This window comes from Yinghuangia sp. YIM S09857 (assembly GCF_051388915.1).
Classification (GTDB): domain Bacteria; phylum Actinomycetota; class Actinomycetes; order Streptomycetales; family Streptomycetaceae; genus Yinghuangia.
The window spans coordinates 230622-250029 of sequence record NZ_JBPKBH010000006.1; the positions used below are offsets into that span (position 1 = coordinate 230622).

A 19408-nucleotide genomic window follows, 5' to 3' on the forward strand; every position below is an offset into this window, starting at 1 on the left:
TCATGCCGCGCGCCGCGACTCGATCCGCGCACGGTCCGGCCATCGCACGTCGGAAACCCATCCGAGTTTCTCCATCCAGCGGATGATGCGTGCGCTGGAGTCGAGTTGTCCACGCAATACGCCGTGCCGCGCGGCGGTCTGGTCGGCGTGGTGCAGGTTGTGCCAGGACTCGCCCATCGACGGCACCGCGAGCCACCAGACGTTGCCCGACTTGTCGCGCGACCGGAAGGGCTGGTTGCCGACCGCGTGGCAGATCGAGTTGATCGACCAGGTGACGTGGTGCAGCAGCCCGACGCGGACCAGTCCGGCCCAGAAGAACGCGGTCAGCGCGCCCTGCCAGGACCACGTGATGAGGCCCCCGGCGAGAGTCGGCAGCAGCAGTGACACGGCGACCCAGAGGGGGAACTGCCGCGACACGCGCACCATGTCGGGGTCCTTGAGCAGGTCCGGCGCGTACTTGTCCTGCGGGGTCTGCTCCACGTCGAAGAGCCACCCCATGTGCGCCCACCACATGCCCTTGGTCAGCGCGCGTACGCCGGTGCCGTAGCGCCAGGGGGAGTGCGGGTCGCCGTCCTGGTCGGAGAACTTGTGGTGCTTGCGGTGGTCGGCGACCCACCGGACCAGCGGGCCCTGGACGGCCATGTTCCCGGCAATCGCGAGCCCGACCCGCACCTTGCGGCCGGCCTTGAACGAGCCGTGTGTGAAATAGCGGTGGAAGCCGATCGTGATGCCGTGTCCGGTGATCGCGTACATGACGGCGGCCAGCACGACGTCGAGCCACGACAGCCCCCAGCCCCACATCACCGGGACCGCGGCGATGAGTGCGGCGAAGGGGATGCCGATGAACAGGGCCAGGGCGAATTGTTCGGCCCAGTTCTTCTGCTCCCCGCCCAGCGTGCCCCTTATCGGGGCCGGCGTCGGGGTCTCGGTTTCGAGCACGGCGGTGCCGGACGGAGGTGTCATGGATTCCCTCGCACGTCGGAGACGGGGGTGTTGGGACCGGGGTCGGCGACTGTCTGAAGGCATACGTACGCGTAACCTACGGGTCCGTAGGTTGCCGTCAGTATGGCAGGCGACAGGTGGAATGTGAGGTCTCCCCGAGTCAACCGGATATCGCGCCCCGCGGACCGCCCCCGGTGGCGCGGGACTTAACGCGCGGCATTCGGGGGGTGCGGGCTGGCATAGTAGGAGCCGACGACGGCAGGTCCGCGGGTACGATTTCGCGGCGCGCCGGTCCGTGCGATCCGCTGTGGTGTAATCGGCAGCACTGGGGTCTTTGGAACCCTATGTCCAGGTTCGAGTCCTGGCAGCGGAGCCCATGTCCGGGTGGCGACCCCCCGCCGGTGCACCGGTATCCTCGCTAGTGTCCGGACTTTCCGGCGTGTTCGGCCTGCCGTCGGCACGTTGTCGCCGGACGGTCCCCCCGCAAGCAGAGCCGAGGAGCCACCTGCGTGAGCCCCGTCCGCCCCGCTGCCGTTGTCGTTCTCGCCGCGGGTGAGGGAACCCGCATGAGATCCGCGACCACGCCCAAGGTCCTGCACGCGCTCGCCGGGCGCAGCCTGGTCGGGCACGTCGTCGGGGCCGCGAGACGACTCGATCCGGAACAACTCGTCGTCGTGGTCGGCCACGGCCGCGACCAGGTCACCGCCCATCTGGGCGAGCTCGACCCGGACGCGCTCACCGTCGTCCAGGAGCAGCAGAACGGCACCGGCCACGCCGTGCGTGTCGCCGTCGACGCGCTGGCCGACCAGGGCCGCGAGCCCTCCGGCACGGTCATCGTCGTGTGCGGCGACACCCCGCTGCTCACCACCGAGACGCTCGGCGCGCTGGTCGAGACCCATCAGCAGGAGGGCAACGCCGTCACGGTGCTGTCCGCACACGTGCCCGACCCGACGGGGTACGGCCGGATCGTCCGCATCGCCGACGACGCCCGGCGCCCGGGCGAGGGCGGTGCCGCGGTCGCCGGGATCGTCGAGCACAAGGACGCCACCGAGGCGCAGCGCGCCATCACCGAGATCAACTCCGGTGTCTACGCGTTCGACGGCAAGCTGCTGCGCGCCGCGCTCGCCGGGCTGACCACCGACAACAGCCAGGGCGAGGAGTACCTGACCGACACGCTGACCGTGCTGCGCGAGGCCGGGCACCGGGTCGGCGCGGTCGCCGCCGCCGACCACCGGGAGATCCTGGGCATCAACGACCGCGTGCAACTCGCGGAGGCGCGCAGGCTGTTGAACCAGCGCATCGTCGAGGGCTGGATGCGCGCCGGGGTCACCGTCGTCGACCCGGCGACCACGTGGATCGACGTCGACGCGGTCCTGGAGGCCGACGCGGCGGTGCTGCCCAACACCCAGTTGCACGGTCGCACGGTGGTGCAGGCGGGTGCCGAGGTCGGACCGAACTGCACGCTGCGTGACACCCGGGTGGAGGAGGGCGCGCACGTCCTCAACGCCACCTGCGAGGGCGCGGTGGTCGGCCCCGGCGCGACGGTCGGGCCGTACACGTACTTGCGGCCCGGCACCGTGCTGGCCGCGAAGGCGAAGGCCGGCGGGTTCGTCGAGATGAAGAACGCGCAGGTGGGCGAGGGGTCGAAGGTCCCGCACCTGTCCTACGTCGGGGATGCGACCATCGGTGTGGGCGCCAATATCGGTGCCGCTACGATTTTCGTGAATTACGACGGAGTCGCCAAACACCACACAGTGGTGGGCGACCATGTACGAGTGGGCAGCGATTCGATGCTGGTAGCGCCGGTCACCGTCGGTGACGGCGCGTACACCGCAGCCGGGTCAGTGATCACCGAGGACGTCCCGCCCGGAGCGATGGCGGTGGCGCGCGGTCGCCAGCGCAACATCGACGGCTGGGTCGTCCGGCGGCGCGCGGGTTCGCCTGCCGCCGAGGCAGCGCAGCGGAGCACGGCGCAGCGGGATGCGGCCGGGGGCGTGCAGGACGGCGTGCAGGACACGGCAGGGCCGACCGCCGGCCAGGTCGAGGCGAGCAACAAGGAGATGGATCAGTGACCGGGATCAAGCTGGCACCGGAGCGCAAGCTCATGCTGTTCACCGGCCGGGCCCACCCCGAGCTGGCGAAGGAAGTGGCCTCCGAGCTCGGTGCGACTCTTGTCCCGACGAAGGCCTTCGACTTCGCCAACGGCGAGATCTACGTGCGCTTCGAGGAGTCCGTGCGTGGCTCCGACGCGTTCGTCATCCAGAGCCACACCGCTCCGATCAACACCTGGATCATGGAGCAGCTGATCATGATCGACGCGCTGAAGCGGGCCTCCGCCAAGCGCATCACCGTGATCATCCCGTTCTACGGGTACGCCCGGCAGGACAAGAAGCACCGCGGCCGCGAGCCGATCTCGGCCCGCCTGATGGCCGACCTGTTCAAGACCGCGGGCGCCGACCGCCTGATGTGCGTGGACCTGCACACCTCGCAGATCCAGGGCTTCTTCGACGGCCCGGTGGACCACCTGTTCGCGCTGCCGCTGCTGGCCGACCACGTCGGCAACCGGGTGGACCGCGAGCGCCTGACGGTGGTCTCGCCGGACGCCGGACGCGTGCGGGTGGCCGACCAGTGGACCGACCGCCTCGGCGCGCCGCTGGCGATCATCCACAAGCGCCGCGACCCGAACGTCGCGAACGAGGTCTCGGTGCACGAGGTCGTCGGCGAGGTCGAGGGCCGCACCTGTGTGCTGGTCGACGACATGATCGACACCGGCGGCACCATCTGCGCGGCCGCCGAGGCGCTGTTCGCGAACGGCGCGGCGGACGTCATCGTGGCGGCGACGCACGCGGTGCTGTCCGGTCCGGCCGTGGACCGCCTCAAGAACTCCCGGATCAGCGAGGTCATCGTGACCAACTCGCTGCCCATTCCGAACGAGCGCCGCTTCGACAAGCTCACCGAGCTGTCGATCGCCCCGATGGTGGCCCGCGCCATCACCGAGGTCTTCGAGGACGGTTCGGTCACGAGCCTGTTCGAGGGCCACAGCTGAGCAACCGCCGCCCGGGTCCCGACGGGGCTCGCACGGCAAGCGGTTTCGAGTGCCCTTGAGGACGCTCTCCTGGACGCCGTCCGGTCCTCCCGACCGGGCGGCGTCCGGCTGTTCGGGCGTACCCGATTTCAGCCTCGCCCGAGGTTGCGGGTAGGCTTACGGGGTTGCCCGGCGAGGGATGCGAGTTCTGCTCCGTGATCGACGCGGTAGCTGACGGCTTGCACGCTCCTCTCAGGGTGCAGGGAACCCGGTGCCACTCGGGCACCACGGGGTCCGATCGAGTTCGTCCGCTCCCCAGCGTCGTCCGGTCGGGCTTCATCCATGGGGATCCCACCCCAGCACATCCGCCACCGCGTCGTTTCGAGGAGTACCCGTCGTGTCCGAGGTCCGTATCGCCGCCGAGTCGCGTTCCGAGTTCGGCAAGGGCGCCGCGCGACGTGCCCGTCGCGAGGGCAAGGTTCCCGCCGTCCTGTACGGACACGGCACCGCGCCGGTCCACCTGTCGCTGCCGGGCCACGACCTGATGCTCGCGCTCAAGACGCCGAACGTCCTGCTGTCGCTCGACGTCGACGGCAAGAAGGAGCTCGCGCTCCCCAAGGACGTGCAGCGCCACCCGATCAAGCGCCACCTGGAGCACGTCGACCTGATCCTGGTCAAGCGCGGCGAGAAGGTCGTCGTGGACGTCCCGGTCGTCGCCACCGGCACGGTCGCCCCGGGCGGCCTGCTGGAGACCGTGCTCGTCGCGCTGCCCGTCGAGGCCGAGGCCACCCACCTCCCCGAGTCGATCGAGATCTCGGTCGAGGGCCTGGAGGCCGGCCAGTCCGTGCACGCCAAGGACGTGGCCCTGCCGTCCGGTTCGTCCCTCGCGGTGGACGGCGACACCGTCGTGCTGCACGTCATGGTCCCGGCCGCGGCCGAGGCCGAGGCGACCGAAGAGGCGGCCGACGAGGCCGAGGCTCCGGCTGCGGAGCCGGTCGAGGCCTGAGCCTCGCCCGACGCGGACGACCCCGCGCCGACGGCTCGGCGCGGAACGACACGGGGAAGACTCACGATGGTGACGCCGCAGGCCCACGACGCCACGGACGACAACGGTCCGTGGCTGGTCGTGGGCCTCGGCAATCCCGGGCCCGAGTACGAAGGCAACCGCCACAACATCGGGTTCATGGTCGCCGACCTCCTCGCGGCGCGCGTGGGCGGCAAGTTCAAGTCCCACAAGTCGCGCGCCCAGGTCCTGGAGGGTCGCCTTGCGGGGCGGCGCGTCGTGCTGGCCAAGCCCATGTCGTACATGAACCTCTCCGGCGGGCCGGTGACCGCGCTGCGGGACTTCTACAAGGTCCCGAACGAGCGGATCATCGTCGTGCACGACGAGTTGGACATCGACTTCGCGGTGCTGCGACTGAAGCGCGGCGGCGGCGACAACGGCCACAACGGCCTGAAGCCGATCACCAAGTCCCTCGGCCCGGACTACTACCGGGTGCGCTTCGGCATCGGCCGCCCGCCCGGCCGCATGGACGTCGCGGCGTACGTGCTCAGGGACTTCTCCTCGACCGAGCGCAAGGGCCTGGACGTCGAGGTCGACCGGGCCGCCGACGCCGTCGAGTCGATCATGACGGACGGCCTCGAACGCGCGCAGGGGCTGTACAACTCCTGAAGGTTCCGCAGCTCCCGGCGGTCCCGGCGGCCCTCGACGGGCTGGGGCAACGCGTGACGTGCCTCGGCGACTTCCCGTCTCCCGGCAGACTCGCGACACCTGACACCTGACGCGCCTACCAGGTCCCGTCGTCGCGCACCCGCGCCGGTGCGGTGCCCAGGATCAGCGTGATCAGCGCCGCGTCCATACTCTCGCCCAGGAACCATTCGCCGGTGTGGTCGATCGCGAAGACGCGGCCCGACGGGTCGATCGCCAGATAGCCCGCGCCGCCGTCCTCCCCGCCCAACGGGCACAGGTGCGTGCCCAGCGCGCGCCCGACATCCGCGAGCGTGCGGGCCAGGTGCAGCCCGACCCTCGGGTCGACGGTGAACGGCCGCAGCGCGACCGCCGCCCCCGGCCCGTCGACCGCGACGCGTAGCCCGCCGAACTCAGACCACGCGTCCAGGGCGGCCGGAAAGACCGTGTGCCGGTGGCCGTCCGGCGACGTGTGGTCGGCGACCTCCTTCGCCCACGCCTCCGCCTGCTCCAGGCGCTTGCGGCCCACCCGCCAGCCGGCGCGGCCCAGTTCGTACACCACCTCGGTGGGAAAACGCGACACGTTCAGCGCTCCGTGGCCGTGACGCCGAAGTGTTCGAGGAGCGCGGCGCAGGAGCGGCAGGGCGGTTGGTAGCCGCCGTGCTCCGGGTCGCCCTCCTCGCGAATGCGACGCAGCGTCACACGTGCCCCCTTCAGCGCGCGCCGCGCGTCCGCCAGGGCGAAAGGTTTCTTGGCGGCGCGGCCCTTGCGGGACTCCTCGGCCTCGATGAGGTGTTCGGACAGCAGCTCCACCTCCGGGCACCGGCCGTTCCACCGCTCGCGCTGGTCGGCCGGGAGGCCGGCGAGGAACTCCCGGACCAACGGGTGGGGCGCGGGCGCGGTGTCGCCCTTCGCACCCGCCCGCGTGCGCACCTTCTTGCCGGTGAACAGGGCCGCGGCGACGGCCGGGAGGATGCTGTCGCGCGGTACGCGGGCCGGTGCCGCCGCGGGGTCGCCCGTCGTGGTGTCCTGCCGTTCCCGGCTGGCCGTCGGGTTGAGCGGGGCCACGGTGCTTCCCTTCCTGCGTGCGGTTCCTGCGTCCGGTGCGGTGTCGCTGTGGAGCTTCTGCGACGGGCGTCTCGGACGCGCGTCCTTGTCACAGGGTGCCAAACGGAGTCGCGCCCGTCACAACCAGGGTGACCCTAAGTGATCACCGCCACAGACGCCATTCCAAAAGGGAGTTCGGCATCTACCGGGCCACATGGCACGGTCCACCCCGGTTTTTCTGCGGATGGGCACCCGCAGCGCCCCGCGGGCGCTAGCGTCGGGGGGACGGTTCGCGGCGTCGCGAACGCGCCCGGGGTGGGGGTCATGCCGGGTGCGCCGTCACTGCGGGGCGCGGTGCGTGCGCCGTGTCCGCCGCGGGTGGGGATGCCGCAGGCCAGGGGGGCGTGCGGCAGGGGGAGGCCGAGGAGTTGACGTTTCGTCATGTCTTCTGTGGGGTTGGCGGTAGTCGGCGCCGGATACTGGGGCCCGAATCTGGTACGCAACGCGCAGGCCACGCCCGGGCTCCGGGTCGAGGCGCTGTGCGACCTCGACGAGGCCCGGGCCCGGGCGGTGCTCGGCGCGTACAGCACGATCCGGGTCACCACGTCCTATGACGAGGTCCTGAACGACGATGCGGTGCAGGCCGTGGCCATCGCGACACCGGCCGCCACGCACTTCGAACTGGTCCGCGCCGCACTGGAGTCCGGCAAGCACGTGCTGGTCGAGAAGCCCATCACGTCGTCGCGCGCGGACGCCGTCAAGCTGGTCGAACTGGCCGAGCGCAACGGCCTGACGCTGATGTGCGACCACACGTTCTGCTACATGCCGGTGGTGCGCCGCATCCGCGACATGATCCACGGCGGCGAGTTGGGGGACGTGCAGTTCGTCGACTCGGTGCGCATCAACCTCGGGCTGGTTCAGCCCGACGTCGACGTGCTGTGGGACCTCGCGCCGCACGACCTGTCGATCCTCGACTTCATCCTGCCGCCCGGCGTGCACCCGATCTCGGTGTCCGCGCAGGGCGCCGACCCGATCGGCACCGGGCGGGCCTGCCTGGCGTACCTGGTGCTGCGGCTGAACACCGGGGCCATGGCGCACGTGCACGTCAACTGGCTGTCGCCGACGAAGGTGCGCACGACGATCATCGGCGGCTCGCGCCGCACGCTGGTCTGGGACGACATGAACCCGGCGGCCCGGCTGCACGTCCACGACAAGGGTATCGACCTCGCGCAGGACGCGGCGCTGGGACGGGAGGCGCGCTACAGCAAGCTCGTCTCGTACCGGACCGGCGACGTCGTCTCGCCCGCGTTGCCGGAGACCGAGGCGTTGCGCGGCGTGATGGCGGAGTTCGCGTCGGCGATCGTCGAGACGCGGCCGGCGCTGACCGACGGCCGCTCGGGCCTGCGCGTGCTCGAACTGCTGGAAGCCGCCTCGCGCAGCCTGGAGACCGGCGGCCTCGCGGTCCCGGTCGGGCCGGGGGTCCCGGCGGCCCGTCCCGTCCCCGCGCCGGCTTCCGCCGCGACGCCGACCGCGCCGGTCTCCCCGGCACCGACGAAGGGCTGAACACCCATGGCACCCGAGCCTGTTGGGCCGACCGCGGACGCGATATCCGCCGGCGCGCCATCCGCCGGCGTGACCGCGCCTGCCGGCGCCGTCGCGCCCGCCGTCCCGACCGCGGCCGTCCCCCTCGCCGGGACCCGATGCCTCGTCACCGGCGGGGCGGGGACCATCGGTTCGACGATCGCCGACCAGCTCCTGGACGCGGGCGCGCGCGAGGTCGTCGTCCTGGACGACCTGACGCGCGGGCGGCGCGAGAATCTGGCGTACGCCCTCGACCCGGCCCGCGGCGGCCGCTGCCGCCTGGTCGAAGGCGACATCCGCGACCGCGCGCTGCTCGCCGAGCTGATGCCCGGCACCGATGTGGTCTTCCACCTCGCCGCGATCCGCATCACGCAGTGCGTCGAGGACCCGAGGCTGGCCCTCGAAGTGCTCGTGGACGGCACGTTCGACGTGCTGGAGGCCGCGCAACGGGCAGGCGTGCGCAAGGTGGTGGCGTCGTCGTCCGCCTCGGTCTACGGCCTCGCCGAGGAGTTCCCGACCACCGAGAAGCACCACCCGTACGACAACGACACGATCTACGGGGCCGCCAAGCTCTTCAACGAGGGCCTGCTGCGCAGCTTCCGGGCGATGTACGGCCTCGACTACGTCGCGCTGCGCTACTTCAACGTGTACGGCCCGCGGATGGACATCCACGGGCTCTACACCGAGGTGCTGATCCGCTGGATGGAGCGCATCTCGAAGGGCGAGCCGCCGCTGATCTTCGGCGACGGGCTGCAAACCATGGACTTCGTGTGCACGGCGGACATCGCACGCGCGAACCTGCTGGCCGCGCAGGCGCCGGTGACGGGCGAGGCCTACAACATCGCCTGCGGCGTCGAGACGTCCCTCAAGGAGCTGGCCGAGCGGCTGCTTGTCGCGATGGGCTCCGAACTGGGCGTGGAGCACGGGCCGGAGCGCGCGGTGAACGGCGTGACGCGGCGCCTCGCGGACACCGGCAAGGCAGCGCGCGACCTGGGATTCCGGGCGGAGATCGGGCTCGACGAGGGGCTGCGCGAGCTGGTGCGGTGGTGGTCGGACAGCAAGTGACGGGACGCCGGGGGGCGTTCGCGGGTGTCAGGTGCGTCGGGCGCGTCGGGGGGCGCGTCGGGGTATCGGGGCGTCGGGGCGCGTTGGGAGCGCCGGGAGGCGCTGGGCAAGCAGCGAGTGGACGATCGTGGGGGGAGATTCCGTGGGGGGTTCGGTGAGCGAGCGTATTCCGGTCATGCGGCCGTGGTTCGGTCCGGAGGAGGCGGAGGCGGCGGCCGAGGCCGTGCGCTCCGGTTGGGTGGCACAGGGTCCGAAGGTGGCGGCGTTCGAGGCGGCTTTCGCCGAACGGGTCGGCGCGGCCGGCGCCGTCGCGGTCTCGTCCTGCACGACGGCGCTGCACCTCGCGCTGATCGGCGCCGGAGTCGGACCCGGGGACGAAGTCGTGGTGCCGTCCCTGTCGTTCATCGCGACCGCGAACGCGGTGCGGTACGTCGGGGCGTCCCCGGTCTTCGCCGATGTGGACATCGAGACCGGCAACCTCACCGCGGACACCGTCGACGCGGTCCGCACGCAGCGCACCCGTGCCGTCATCCTGGTCGACCAGGGCGGCGTCCCCGCCGATCTCCAGGCGGTGCGCGAACTGTGCGACCCACTCGGCATCGTGGTGGTCGAGGACGCCGCGTGCGGGGCCGGTTCCCGGCTGCGCGGCCGCCAGGTCGGTGCGGGAGCGGCGTTCGCCACCTACTCGTTCCACCCGCGCAAGCTGCTGACCTGCGGCGAGGGCGGCATGGTGACCGTTGACCGGGCGGAAGTCGCGGACCGGCTGCGGCGGTTGCGCGAGCACGGCATGAGCGTCAGTGCGGCGGACCGGGACGCGGCGGACCGGGGCGGGTCGCCGCCGGTGCTGGAGACGTACGACGAACTCGGCTTCAACTACCGCATGACCGACGTGCAGGCCGCGATCGGCCTGGTGCAACTCGGGCGCCTGGACGCCATGGTCGAACGTCGCAGGCGGCTCGCCGACCGGTACCGCAGGCTCCTGACGGGCGTGCCGGGGCTGCGGCTCGTCGAGGACCCCGCGTACGGGACGACGAACTACCAGGCGTGCTGGGCCCTGCTCCCCGAGGACTTTCCGGTCGGCCGGGACGCGCTGCTCGGGAAGCTTTCGGCGGAGGGCATATCCGCGCGGCGGGGCATCATGGCGGCGCATCTGGAGCCCGCGTACGCCGACACCCCGCACGTACCGCTGCCCGCGACGGAGCGCCTGACGCGTGACTCGCTGATTCTGCCGTTGTTCCACGACTTGACGGAGGCTCAGCAGGACCGCGTGGTCGCGGTGTTGTACGCGGCGGCGGGTGTCACCGCTTCGGCTCCGGCGGAGGTGGGGGCGTGAGCAAGGTACCCCTGGTCGACCTGCTCGCCGGTCATGCCGAGGTGGCGGCGGAGGTCGAGGAGGGCTTCGCGCGGGTGCTCGCGACCGGGGCGTTCGTCAAAGGGCCCGATGTCGCCGCGTTCGAGGCGGAGTTCGCGGCGTTCAGCGGCACCGCGCACTGCGTAGGGGTCGCCAACGGCACCGACGCCCTCGAACTCGCGTTTCGTGCCGATGAGTTGCCCACGGGCGCCGGGGTCGTCATGCCCGCGAACACGTTCGTGGCGTCCGCGGAGGCGGTCGTCCGGGCCGGCGGCAGGCCGGTGTTCGCGGACGTGGACGACGACTTTCTGCTGCTCGACCCGGACAGTGCGGCGGCGTCGTGTGGCGAGAGCACTTGGGGCCTCCTGCCGGTGCACCTGAACGGGCAGCTCGCGCCGATGGGTCCGCTGGCCTCGCTCGCCGAGCGCACCGGCCTGCTGCTGTTCGAGGACGCCGCACAGTGCCAGGGCGCGACGCAGGACGGTCGGGGCGCGGGCGCCTGGGGACGGGCCGCGGGCACGAGCTTCTATCCGGGCAAGAACCTGGGGGCGTACGGCGACGGCGGCGCGGTCCTCACCGACGACGCCGAACTGGATCGCGCGGTCCGCGAGTTGGGAGACCACGGCTCCTCGCGCAAGTACGTGCACGACCGGCTCGGCTGCAACTCCCGGCTCGACACGCTCCAGGCGGTCGTGCTGCGCGCGAAGCTGCGGCGGCTCGCCGACTGGAACGCGGCGCGGCGGGCGGCGGCGGCGCGGTACGACGCGCTGCTGGCCGACGTCGAGGGCGTACGGCTGCCGCGCACCGCCCCCGGCAATGTGCACGTGTGGCACCTGTACGCGGTCCGCGTGCCGCACCGCGACGCGGTCCTCGCCGACCTGAACGCGGCCGGGATCGGCGCCGGGGTCCACTACCCGGTGCCGGTGCACCTCCAGCCCGCCTTCCGCCAACTCGGCTACGAGCCGGGCGACTTCCCGGTCGCGGAACGCGCCGCCCGGGAGATCCTGACGCTGCCGCTGTACCCGCAGATCACCGCGGAGCAGCAGGTGCGGGTCGCCGAGGCGCTTGCCAAGGCCCTGGCGCGGACGGGCAGTACCTGCGGGGGTGCGGCGTGACCGGGGGCGGCGGTTCGCTCGGGCGGACGGGCCGCCGGACCCTGCCCGGGGGCGCGCGCATCCGGTCCCTGGGGCACGCCTCGTACGAGATCGAGTACTCCGGCGTCCGGCTCCTGATCGACCCGTGGTTCCACCCGGCCTTCCTCGGCTCGTGGTTCCCGTTCCCGGACAACCGGCCGCTGCTGGACGACGTGGTGACCACGGCATACGACCTGCTCTACCTGTCGCACGCGCACGAGGACCACTTCGACGTCCGCACCCTCGAACTCATCGACCGCGACGCGACGACGGTCGTCGTGCCGCGCTTCCGCTCCAAGGCGCTGGTTCGGCGGCTTGAGGCGCTGGGCTTCCGCACGGTGATCAGCCTCGGCCACAAGGAACGCCACGAGGCCGCCGAGGGGTTCGTGCTCACGATGCTGCTCGACACGAGCCACAAGGAGGACAGCGGCCTTGTGGTCGACCTCGGCGGCTACCGCTTCCTCGACCTCAACGACTGCAACACGCCGCTGTCCGAACTCCCGACCGACGTCGACCTGTTGTCGGCACAGTACTCCGGGGCCATGTGGTACCCGAACTGCTACGCCTACCCGGACGAGGCGCAGCGCCGCAAGACCGCCGAGGTGCGCGGCGATCTGTTCGACACGCTGGTGCGCAAGGTGCGGCTGACGGGCGCCTCGGCGTACCTCCCGGCGGCGGGCCCGGCGTGCTTCCTGGACCCGGAGTTGGAGCGGTTCAACGACCGCACGGCCACGATCTTCCCGCTGTGGGACGACCTGGTCGGCGACTTCGCGGCGGCCTGCCCCGGCGTCGCGGCGGTGTGCCTGGAGCCGGGCGACGAGCTGACCGCGGACGGGATCGCCGAGTCGGGCCTGCCGGGGCGCGGGGCGTGGCGGGACGACCCGGACGGGTACTTGGCGGCGTACCGCCTGCGGCGGGCGGACGAGTGGGCGGCGTACCACGAGGAACCGTTCGAGCCGGTGAAGGCGGAGGAACTGAGCGCGTACTTCGCCAAGTTGACGAGTTGGAACAAGCGCTTCCTGGCCGACTACGAGCGTGACGTGCGACTCGTCGCGGACGGTGTCACGTGGGCCGTGAAGCTGGGCCGGGTCGGCGGAGTACTGGAGGAGGACCCGGTCGACGCGGGCTACACCATCCACGTGCCGCCGCGCGCGCTGCGGGCCGTCGTCGACGGGCGCGTCGGGTGGGAGGAGGCGCTGCTGTCGCTGCGGCTGAGCCTGCACCGCGACCCGGACGTGTTCGACCTGACCCTGATGAGCCTGCTGCGCTACGGCAACCAGCCCGCGCAGACGATGCAGATGGTCCGCGAACGGGACGAGGCCGCGTCGGGGGAGACCATCGAGCGCTGCGGGTACGCCTTCCAGCGCTTCTGCCCGCACGCCGGAGAGGACCTCGCGCACGCCGACATCAAGGACGGCGTCATCGAATGCCCGCGCCACCACTGGAAGTGGGACCTGGCGACGGGTTCGTGTGTTTCGGGGGGAACGGTGCCGCTGCGCGTCGATCCGTCGGAACGCGTGGTGTAGTTGCCGTCGTGGGTGAGCCTGCTCGGCCTCCTCCCGACGGCCTCCCCACTCCTCGGCACGGCCCACGCCCTTCGCCTGCTCCTTCTTCGACCGTCACCGGGCGAAGGACGGTCGCAGGGCAGGCGAAAGGCGGGCGGAGGTCTGGGTCAGGGGCGGCGTGCGGTCGCGGCGCGCAGGGCGCGGAGCAGGTCCGCGGTGCGCAGGCCGAGCGTGGTCTTGACGGACCTGACCACGCTCGCCGCCGGGACGGCCGCGGACTCCTCGTCTCCCAGCGCGACTTCGTGGACGCGAAGGACGCCGTCGCCGGTCAGCACGTCGATCCAGCCCGCTCCGGTGCGGTCGACCATGACCACGCGTCCGGGGACCCGTCCGGTGAACACGGGTGCGTCGGGGGTCGGTTCGGCGCGCAGGATGCGCAGGGTGTCGAGCCCGAGGTGGGTGAAGGCGCCGGGGTACGGCGGTGTCAGCGCGCGGATCAGGCGGTCCGTCACGGCGGTCGGCGCCGTCCAGTCGATCTCGCCGTCCTCCGGGAGCCGCGTGCAGCCGTACGTGGCCTGGGAGTGGTCCTGCGGATCGCCCTCGTCCCCCGTCAGGCGGCGCGCCACGGCGTCCGCGAGGACGGCCCGCTGGCGGGTGTTGAGCCGGTCGTACAGGTCGGTCACCGTGTCGCGCGGGCCGATCGGGACCGCCTCCTGGTGCAGGATGCCGCCCGCGTCCAGACCCGGGGCCATGGTGTGCACGGAGATCGCGGTCTCCGTGTCGCCGTTGATGACGGCCCAGTTGACGTTCGCCCGCCCGCGTCCGCGCGGCAGCGGCGAGTAATGCACGTTCACGAACGGGCAGCGGGAGAGCAGCCGGTCGGGGAGGATCCGGTCGTACGACGAAACCACCACCGCGTCCGGGCCCAGGCGTTCGACCAGTCCCTCGATCTCGGCGACGCGCGTACCCGGTTCCACGGGGACGGCCAGCTTCTCGGCGTACGCCGTCGTGTCGTCGGCGCCGGGGCGCACCAGGGCGACGACGTCGAAGCGTTCGGCCAGGGCTTCGAGCGCGTCGCGCGTCGTGGGGCCGATGCCGATCAGGAGCACGCGCGGGCGGGCCGCTTCTCGCGCCGAATCAGATCGCATCCACGTACTCCCTGTCCTCGTCACTGCGCAACTCGGGTCTGGTGAGCAGGATCTGAGCCACCTTCAGGCCGCCCGCCTGGAGCCGTACGATCGGCTCCGGCCCGACCGCGGACGGCAGGATCGCCATGTGCCCCGGCGCGGGCCCCACCGGCGGCCAGAACGGCACGCCGCTCGCGGTCAGCGCCTCGCGGTCGAGGTCGCCCCAGACCTGGACGACTGCCGCCCCGGGCCAGCGCGCGGCGATCCTGGCCGCCTCCGCGGCGCCGATCACCGGCAGTTGGCCGGGCCGCAGCGCGACCACCACGACGTCGACGTCCTCCGGGGTGTTCACCAGTTCCAACGACCCCGCGCCGTGCACCTGCGCGCCCGCCCGGACCAGGCCGTCGACGATCTCCGGCTCGAAGGGGTTGTCACAGAGCACGACGCAGTTCGCGCCGTAGACGGCGATGCCGCAGTCCGCGAGGAGGCGCATCACCATCGCCCGGTGGTGTTCGAACACGCCCACGGCCGGGTGGTGTTCGTTGGTGCCCGCATGGGCGATGCCGCGGGACCGGAGCGCGGCGAGGTCGACGTCCTGGCGGCCGAGGCCGATCTCCCAGGCCTCGAACATCAGCGGCACGACGGCGGTCGGCTTGAGGTGGGCGATGAACTCCGCGTCGATGGGCCGGAGATGGCCGCTGTTGGTCACGACGTCCGCCGTCGCGATGTGACGCGGAGTCAGTTCCGTGACAACGTCGATGGGTTGGCGTGTCCCCGCGAACAGGCCGACCATGCCGGTGAGATGGCGCACCTCCTCGGCGGTGCCGTAGGCGGTGTCGCGCGTCACCGCGATCACCCGGGCGCCGGCCAGCGACGCGAGGACGGGTGTGACGGCGTACGCCCCGGTCGCGGCCTCGGTGAGGACCGTGCGGCCGGTCAGGTCGAGCTTCAGGTCGGCGACCGCCCGTACGGCGAGCCGGGCCAGGCGCTCCGGGGTGAACCCCGGCCGCGGCTCGGCGGGCGGCCCGCCCCCTCTCGACGCCCCCGTGGCGTTGTGCACGACCCCTCCAGTCCGGTCACCGCTCGACTCCGGTCACAGCCCCGCCGCGGTCACTGCTCCACACTTGCCGCGGTCCGCTTTCCGAAACCCCTCACAGAATCTCGACGTTGTCCGCCCGCTCCAGCGAACGGCGGCAGTCGAGGATGTACTTGGCGTGCTCGCGCACCAGCCCGAGGTCCAGGTCGTCGTGGTCCACGAGCAGCACCACGGCGTCCGCCGCCGCGACCGTATCGGCCGTCAACTCCACGCGCACCAGCCGGGCGTCGACGCGCTGCGACAGGTCGACGTGCGGGTCCACCGCGCTGACCGCGGCACCGAGGTCCAGCAGCAGGCTCGCGATCCGGGTCGACGGCGACTCTCGCGCGTCCCCGGTGTTCTTCTTGTACGCGAGCCCGAGCAGCAGCACGCGCGAGCCGTTGACCGAGCGCTGCCGGGCGTTGAACGCGGCGGTAAGGCGGCGTACCACGTAGTCCGGCATGTGGTTGTTGACGTCGTTGGCGAGTTCGACGAAGCGGAAGCTCTGCCCGAGTGTGCGCTGCACGCGCCAGGACAGGTACGACGGGTCGATCGGCAGGCAGTGCCCGCCCACTCCCGGGCCTGGGGTGAACCGCATGAACCCGAACGGCTTGGTCGAGCAGGCGTCGATCGCCTCCCACACGTCGATGCCCAGGTCGTGGGCGAACATCGCGACCTCGTTGACCAGCGCGATGTTGACGTGCCGAAAAGTGTTCTCGATCAGTTTGACCAGCTCGGCCTCCTTGGGCGAGGTGACCGGCACCGTGCGGTCCACCAGCGAGCCGTAGAACTCGTCCACGACCGCCAGCGAGGCGGCGTCGACGCCGGACACGACCTTCGGCGTGTTGACCAGGTTCCACGTCGGGTTGCCCGGGTCGATGCGCTCGGGGCTGTAGCCGAGGTGGAAGTCCCGCCCGGCGGCGAGACCGGAGCCCTCTTCGAGGATCGGCCCGACCAGCTCCTCCGTCGTGCCCGGGTACGTCGTCGACTCCAACACCACCGTGGCGCCAGGGCGCAGGTAGCGCGACAGCGTCCGCGCGCAGTCCTCGATGTACGTCAGATCCGGTACGCCCTCGCGCAGCGGCGTCGGCACCGTGATGACCGCGATGTCGAACCCGCCCAGCTCGCGCGGCTCGGCGGTGGCGCGGTAGCGGCCCGCGTCCAGGATCTCCCTGACCTGCTCCGACGGGATGTCCTCGACATAGGACTCGCCGGCGGCGAGCTGCTTCACGCGACGCGCGTCGGTGTCGTACCCGACGACGTCGTGCCCGACCTGCGCCGCGCGTACCGCCAGGGGCAGGCCCACATAGCCCTGTCCCGCGATGACCACCCGCATGCTGTTCCCTCCCCAAGAAACCAGCCGAACCCAAGCGCCGGCCGAACCCCAAGTACCAGCCGAACCCCACGTACCAGCCGAACCCCACGTACCCGCCGAACCCCAAGCGCCGCCGAACCCCACGTGCCGGCCGAACCGGCCGAACTCCGGAAGCCGGGAGGCCCCGCACCCGGAAACCCTCGAAACCCCGCCGCCCTACCGGGGCTTGGCCGCGATGTGCGACACCACCAACCCGCCCCGGCGCTCCCGGCGCAGCACGGCATCCGGGAACAACCGCGCCAACTCCGCCCGCCGCACACCCGCGGCGCGCACCCAGTAGCGGGCGGCGAGCCCGCGTACCGCCCCCGCGAGCGCCTCGCGCCGACCGGAGTCCGCCTCCAACAATCCGTCGCACAGCACGAGGTCGTACGCCCCCGCACCCGCCGGCGCGTACGTCACCGGATCGCCGCCCGCGAGTTCCAGCCACGAGAGCACCCGACGCGGGGCGGCGTCGGCGCCCACGACCTCGACGTGCGCGGGGCGCACCGGTGCGTGCAGCCAGAAATCGGCCGAGCCGCCGAGGTCGACGACCCGCAGCTTGTCGATGTCCGGGAACGCCTCGCGGAACCACTCCCACCGGCGGGCCCGCGTCGCCGCGTCGAACTGCGCCGCGACGGGCGCGGCGAACCGCCCGGCGGCACCCCGTACCGCCCGGCACACATCGGCACGCACATCCCGCACGCGAACCCCCAGCCCCCCGGCCCCCGCGGCCACCCCCGGCCGCACGACGCCAGGCTATGCGACAAACCGCGCCCCCGACGGCGATTCGCCCGGTTGCCCGGCGCCGCCCGCGAACGGCCGAGGGCCGCACCGGATGGTCTCCGGTGCGGCCCTCGGCCGTTCGCTCCTGTTGCTCAGCCCTGCCAGACCAGGGACTGGATCTCGCTGTAGGCGAGCAGGCCGTACGAGCCGCCGTCACGGCCCACGCCGGACTTCTTGAAGCCGCCGAACGGCGACTCCATGTTGCGGCCGACGGTGTTGATGCCGACGCCGCCGGAGCGCAGGCGGCGCGCGACGCGGAAGGCGCGCTCCGAGTCGCCGGAGAAGACGTAGCTGATCAGGCCGTAGTCGGAGTCGTTGGCGATCTTGACGCCCTCCTCCTCGTCGTCGAACGGGATGACCGTGACGACGGGGCCGAAGAACTCCTCGCGCGCGATGCTCATCTCGTTCGTCGCCTCGGTGAACAGCGTCGGGGTGACGAAGAAGCCCTTGTCGAAGTCGGGGCGCTCGCCGCCGGTCACCAGGTGCGCGCCCTCGGACTTGCCGGTCGCGATCAGGTCTTCGACGCGGCCGCGCTGCACCGCGGAGATGACCGGGCCGACCACGACGCCCTCGTCGGCCGGGTTGCCGACCTTCAGCGCCTTGGCGTACGCCTCCAGGCCCGCCACGAGCTGCTGGTACGCGCCGCGCTGCACGATCACGCGCGTCGGGGCGGTGCAGATCTGGCCGGAGTAGAAGCTCCACACCGTGCCGATGCCGGCGACCGCCGCGGAGATGTCGGCGTCGTCGAACACCACGCAGGCGCCCTTGCCGCCCAGCTCCATGAGCTGCCGCTTCATACCGCGCCCGGCGGCCTCGGCGATCTTCATGCCGACCTGGGTCGAACCGGTGAAGCTCACCATGTCGACGTACGGCGACTCGACGGTGGCCACGCCGACGTCCGGCGCCGACCCCGTCACGATGTTGAGCACGCCCTTGGGCAGGCCCGCCTCCTCCAGCGCGTTCGCCAGGCGGTACACGGCCAGCGGGTCCTGCGGTGCGGGCTTGACGACGCAGGTGTTGCCCATCGCGATGGCCGGGGCGATCTTGCCGGCGGTGTTGGCCAGCGGGTTGTTGTACGACGTGATGCAGGTGACGACGCCGACCGGCTGGCGGATCACCAGCGACCCGAAGACGCCGGCCTTGCTGAGCGCGTTGGCCGGGGCGATCGACGGCGGGAGCGCACTCTCGACCGGCTCCAGGGCGCCCTTCGCGTACCGCTTGAACCGTGCGTACGCCGTCCCGACGTGCATCATCATGGCGGTCTGCGGCGTGGCCCCGGACTCCGCCGCGGCCAGGCCCGGCAGGTCACCGCCCTTGAAGAGCAGGTCGGCGGCGCGGTCGAGGATCGCGGCGCGCTGCTCCGGAGTCGACTGCGACCACGACTCGAACGCCTTCGAGGCAGCCTCCGCCGCCGCGTGCGCCTGCTCCACCGACGCCTCGGGAGCCAGGCCCACGACCTCCTCGGTCGCCGGGTTGATCACCTCGTAGTGACCACGCTCCGGCTCGACCCACTCGCCACCAATGAAGAGCTTCTGCGCCTCGCCACTCATCTTTTGCGTCGTCTCCCTCGCCCTGTACGCCCGTACGACCCGGTGTGACTCACAGTAATCCGACGCCTCGTCAGATTTCTCCGGTCTCATTTGATCCCCTACGCCGTGAGTTGCCAAGAGGCAACCAGGGACCGAACAAGCGTCACTCGTCACACCGAGCCGCACCGGCACACAAACAGGGAG

General features: G+C 71.8%; 17 protein-coding genes and 1 tRNA gene. 10 read left to right on the forward strand and 8 right to left on the reverse strand.

Features of this window, described 5'->3' with window-relative positions:
* Window positions 1–963 (reverse strand): acyl-CoA desaturase, encoded by a 963-nt coding sequence (locus tag ACRX5S_RS14930; protein ID WP_436773384.1) that lies wholly within the window; start codon window positions 961–963, stop codon window positions 1–3.
* 280 nt (window positions 964–1243) lie between these two features.
* On the opposite strand from ACRX5S_RS14930, the gene ACRX5S_RS14935 reads away from it, so the two are divergent.
* From ACRX5S_RS14935 to pth, 5 genes are all read left to right on the forward strand, one after another.
* A tRNA-Gln gene (locus ACRX5S_RS14935) sits at window positions 1244–1315 on the forward strand.
* Between the two features lie 136 nt (window positions 1316–1451).
* Window positions 1452–3014 (forward strand): bifunctional UDP-N-acetylglucosamine diphosphorylase/glucosamine-1-phosphate N-acetyltransferase GlmU, encoded by a 1563-nt coding sequence (gene glmU, locus ACRX5S_RS14940; protein WP_436773385.1) that lies wholly within the window; start codon window positions 1452–1454, stop codon window positions 3012–3014.
* Window positions 3011–3988: a ribose-phosphate diphosphokinase gene (locus ACRX5S_RS14945; protein ID WP_436773386.1), complete on the forward strand. Its 978-nt coding sequence runs from the start codon at window positions 3011–3013 to the stop codon at window positions 3986–3988. The genes glmU and ACRX5S_RS14945 overlap by 4 nt, the downstream gene beginning before the upstream one ends.
* Window positions 3989–4364: 376 nt before the next feature.
* Entirely contained in the window at window positions 4365–4973 is a 609-nt protein-coding gene (locus ACRX5S_RS14950) for a 50S ribosomal protein L25/general stress protein Ctc (RefSeq protein ID WP_436773387.1), read from the forward strand.
* Window positions 4974–5039: 66 nt separating this feature from the next.
* Window positions 5040–5639, forward strand: a complete 600-nt coding sequence (pth, locus tag ACRX5S_RS14955; RefSeq protein WP_436773388.1) for an aminoacyl-tRNA hydrolase — start codon at window positions 5040–5042, stop codon at window positions 5637–5639.
* A gap of 115 nt (window positions 5640–5754) precedes the next feature.
* Here the strand turns inward: pth and ACRX5S_RS14960 are convergent, their stop codons facing one another.
* Both ACRX5S_RS14960 and ACRX5S_RS14965 read right to left on the reverse strand, forming a co-directional pair.
* Complete coding sequence (locus ACRX5S_RS14960; RefSeq protein ID WP_436773389.1) at window positions 5755–6237, reverse strand: SUKH-3 domain-containing protein; 483 nt, start codon at window positions 6235–6237, stop codon at window positions 5755–5757.
* Between the two features lie 2 nt (window positions 6238–6239).
* Complete coding sequence (locus tag ACRX5S_RS14965) at window positions 6240–6722, reverse strand: YwqJ-related putative deaminase (RefSeq protein WP_436773390.1); 483 nt, start codon at window positions 6720–6722, stop codon at window positions 6240–6242.
* A gap of 420 nt (window positions 6723–7142) precedes the next feature.
* Here ACRX5S_RS14965 and ACRX5S_RS14970 point away from each other — a divergent pair, with 420 nt between their 5' ends.
* The 5 genes from ACRX5S_RS14970 (at window position 7143) to ACRX5S_RS14990 (ending at window position 13357) form a co-directional block, all read left to right on the forward strand.
* Window positions 7143–8264 (forward strand): Gfo/Idh/MocA family protein, encoded by a 1122-nt coding sequence (locus tag ACRX5S_RS14970; RefSeq protein WP_436773391.1) that lies wholly within the window; start codon window positions 7143–7145, stop codon window positions 8262–8264.
* A 69-nt stretch (window positions 8265–8333) separates the two neighbouring features.
* Window positions 8334–9347 (forward strand): NAD-dependent epimerase/dehydratase family protein, encoded by a 1014-nt coding sequence (locus ACRX5S_RS14975; RefSeq protein WP_436773392.1) that lies wholly within the window; start codon window positions 8334–8336, stop codon window positions 9345–9347.
* Between the two features lie 154 nt (window positions 9348–9501).
* Window positions 9502–10680: a DegT/DnrJ/EryC1/StrS family aminotransferase gene (locus ACRX5S_RS14980; RefSeq protein ID WP_436773393.1), complete on the forward strand. Its 1179-nt coding sequence runs from the start codon at window positions 9502–9504 to the stop codon at window positions 10678–10680.
* Entirely contained in the window at window positions 10677–11813 is a 1137-nt protein-coding gene (locus tag ACRX5S_RS14985) for a DegT/DnrJ/EryC1/StrS family aminotransferase (protein ID WP_436773394.1), read from the forward strand. Before ACRX5S_RS14980 ends, ACRX5S_RS14985 begins: the two co-directional genes overlap by 4 nt.
* On the forward strand, window positions 11810–13357 hold the full coding sequence (locus ACRX5S_RS14990; protein ID WP_436773395.1) for an MBL fold metallo-hydrolase: 1548 nt from the start codon (window positions 11810–11812) through the stop codon (window positions 13355–13357). The genes ACRX5S_RS14985 and ACRX5S_RS14990 overlap by 4 nt, the downstream gene beginning before the upstream one ends.
* 146 nt (window positions 13358–13503) lie before the next feature.
* On the opposite strand, the gene ACRX5S_RS14995 is transcribed toward ACRX5S_RS14990, so the two are convergent.
* From ACRX5S_RS14995 to ACRX5S_RS15015, 5 genes are all read right to left on the reverse strand, one after another.
* Window positions 13504–14484, reverse strand: coding sequence for a methionyl-tRNA formyltransferase (locus ACRX5S_RS14995; protein WP_436773396.1), 981 nt, complete (start codon window positions 14482–14484; stop codon window positions 13504–13506).
* Window positions 14474–15523, reverse strand: a complete 1050-nt coding sequence (locus tag ACRX5S_RS15000; RefSeq protein WP_436773397.1) for a hypothetical protein — start codon at window positions 15521–15523, stop codon at window positions 14474–14476. The genes ACRX5S_RS14995 and ACRX5S_RS15000 overlap by 11 nt, the downstream gene beginning before the upstream one ends.
* 91 nt (window positions 15524–15614) lie before the next feature.
* Window positions 15615–16874: a nucleotide sugar dehydrogenase gene (locus ACRX5S_RS15005; RefSeq protein WP_436773398.1), complete on the reverse strand. Its 1260-nt coding sequence runs from the start codon at window positions 16872–16874 to the stop codon at window positions 15615–15617.
* A gap of 195 nt (window positions 16875–17069) precedes the next feature.
* Window positions 17070–17585 carry a hypothetical protein gene (locus tag ACRX5S_RS15010; RefSeq protein WP_436773399.1) on the reverse strand — a complete coding sequence of 172 codons (516 nt, stop codon included), beginning with the start codon at window positions 17583–17585 and terminating at the stop codon, window positions 17070–17072.
* A gap of 182 nt (window positions 17586–17767) precedes the next feature.
* The gene (locus ACRX5S_RS15015) at window positions 17768–19225 is read right to left on the reverse strand and encodes an aldehyde dehydrogenase family protein (protein ID WP_436773400.1); all 1458 of its coding nucleotides are present in this window, start codon (window positions 19223–19225) and stop codon (window positions 17768–17770) included.
* Window positions 19226–19408: the final 183 nt, after the last annotated feature.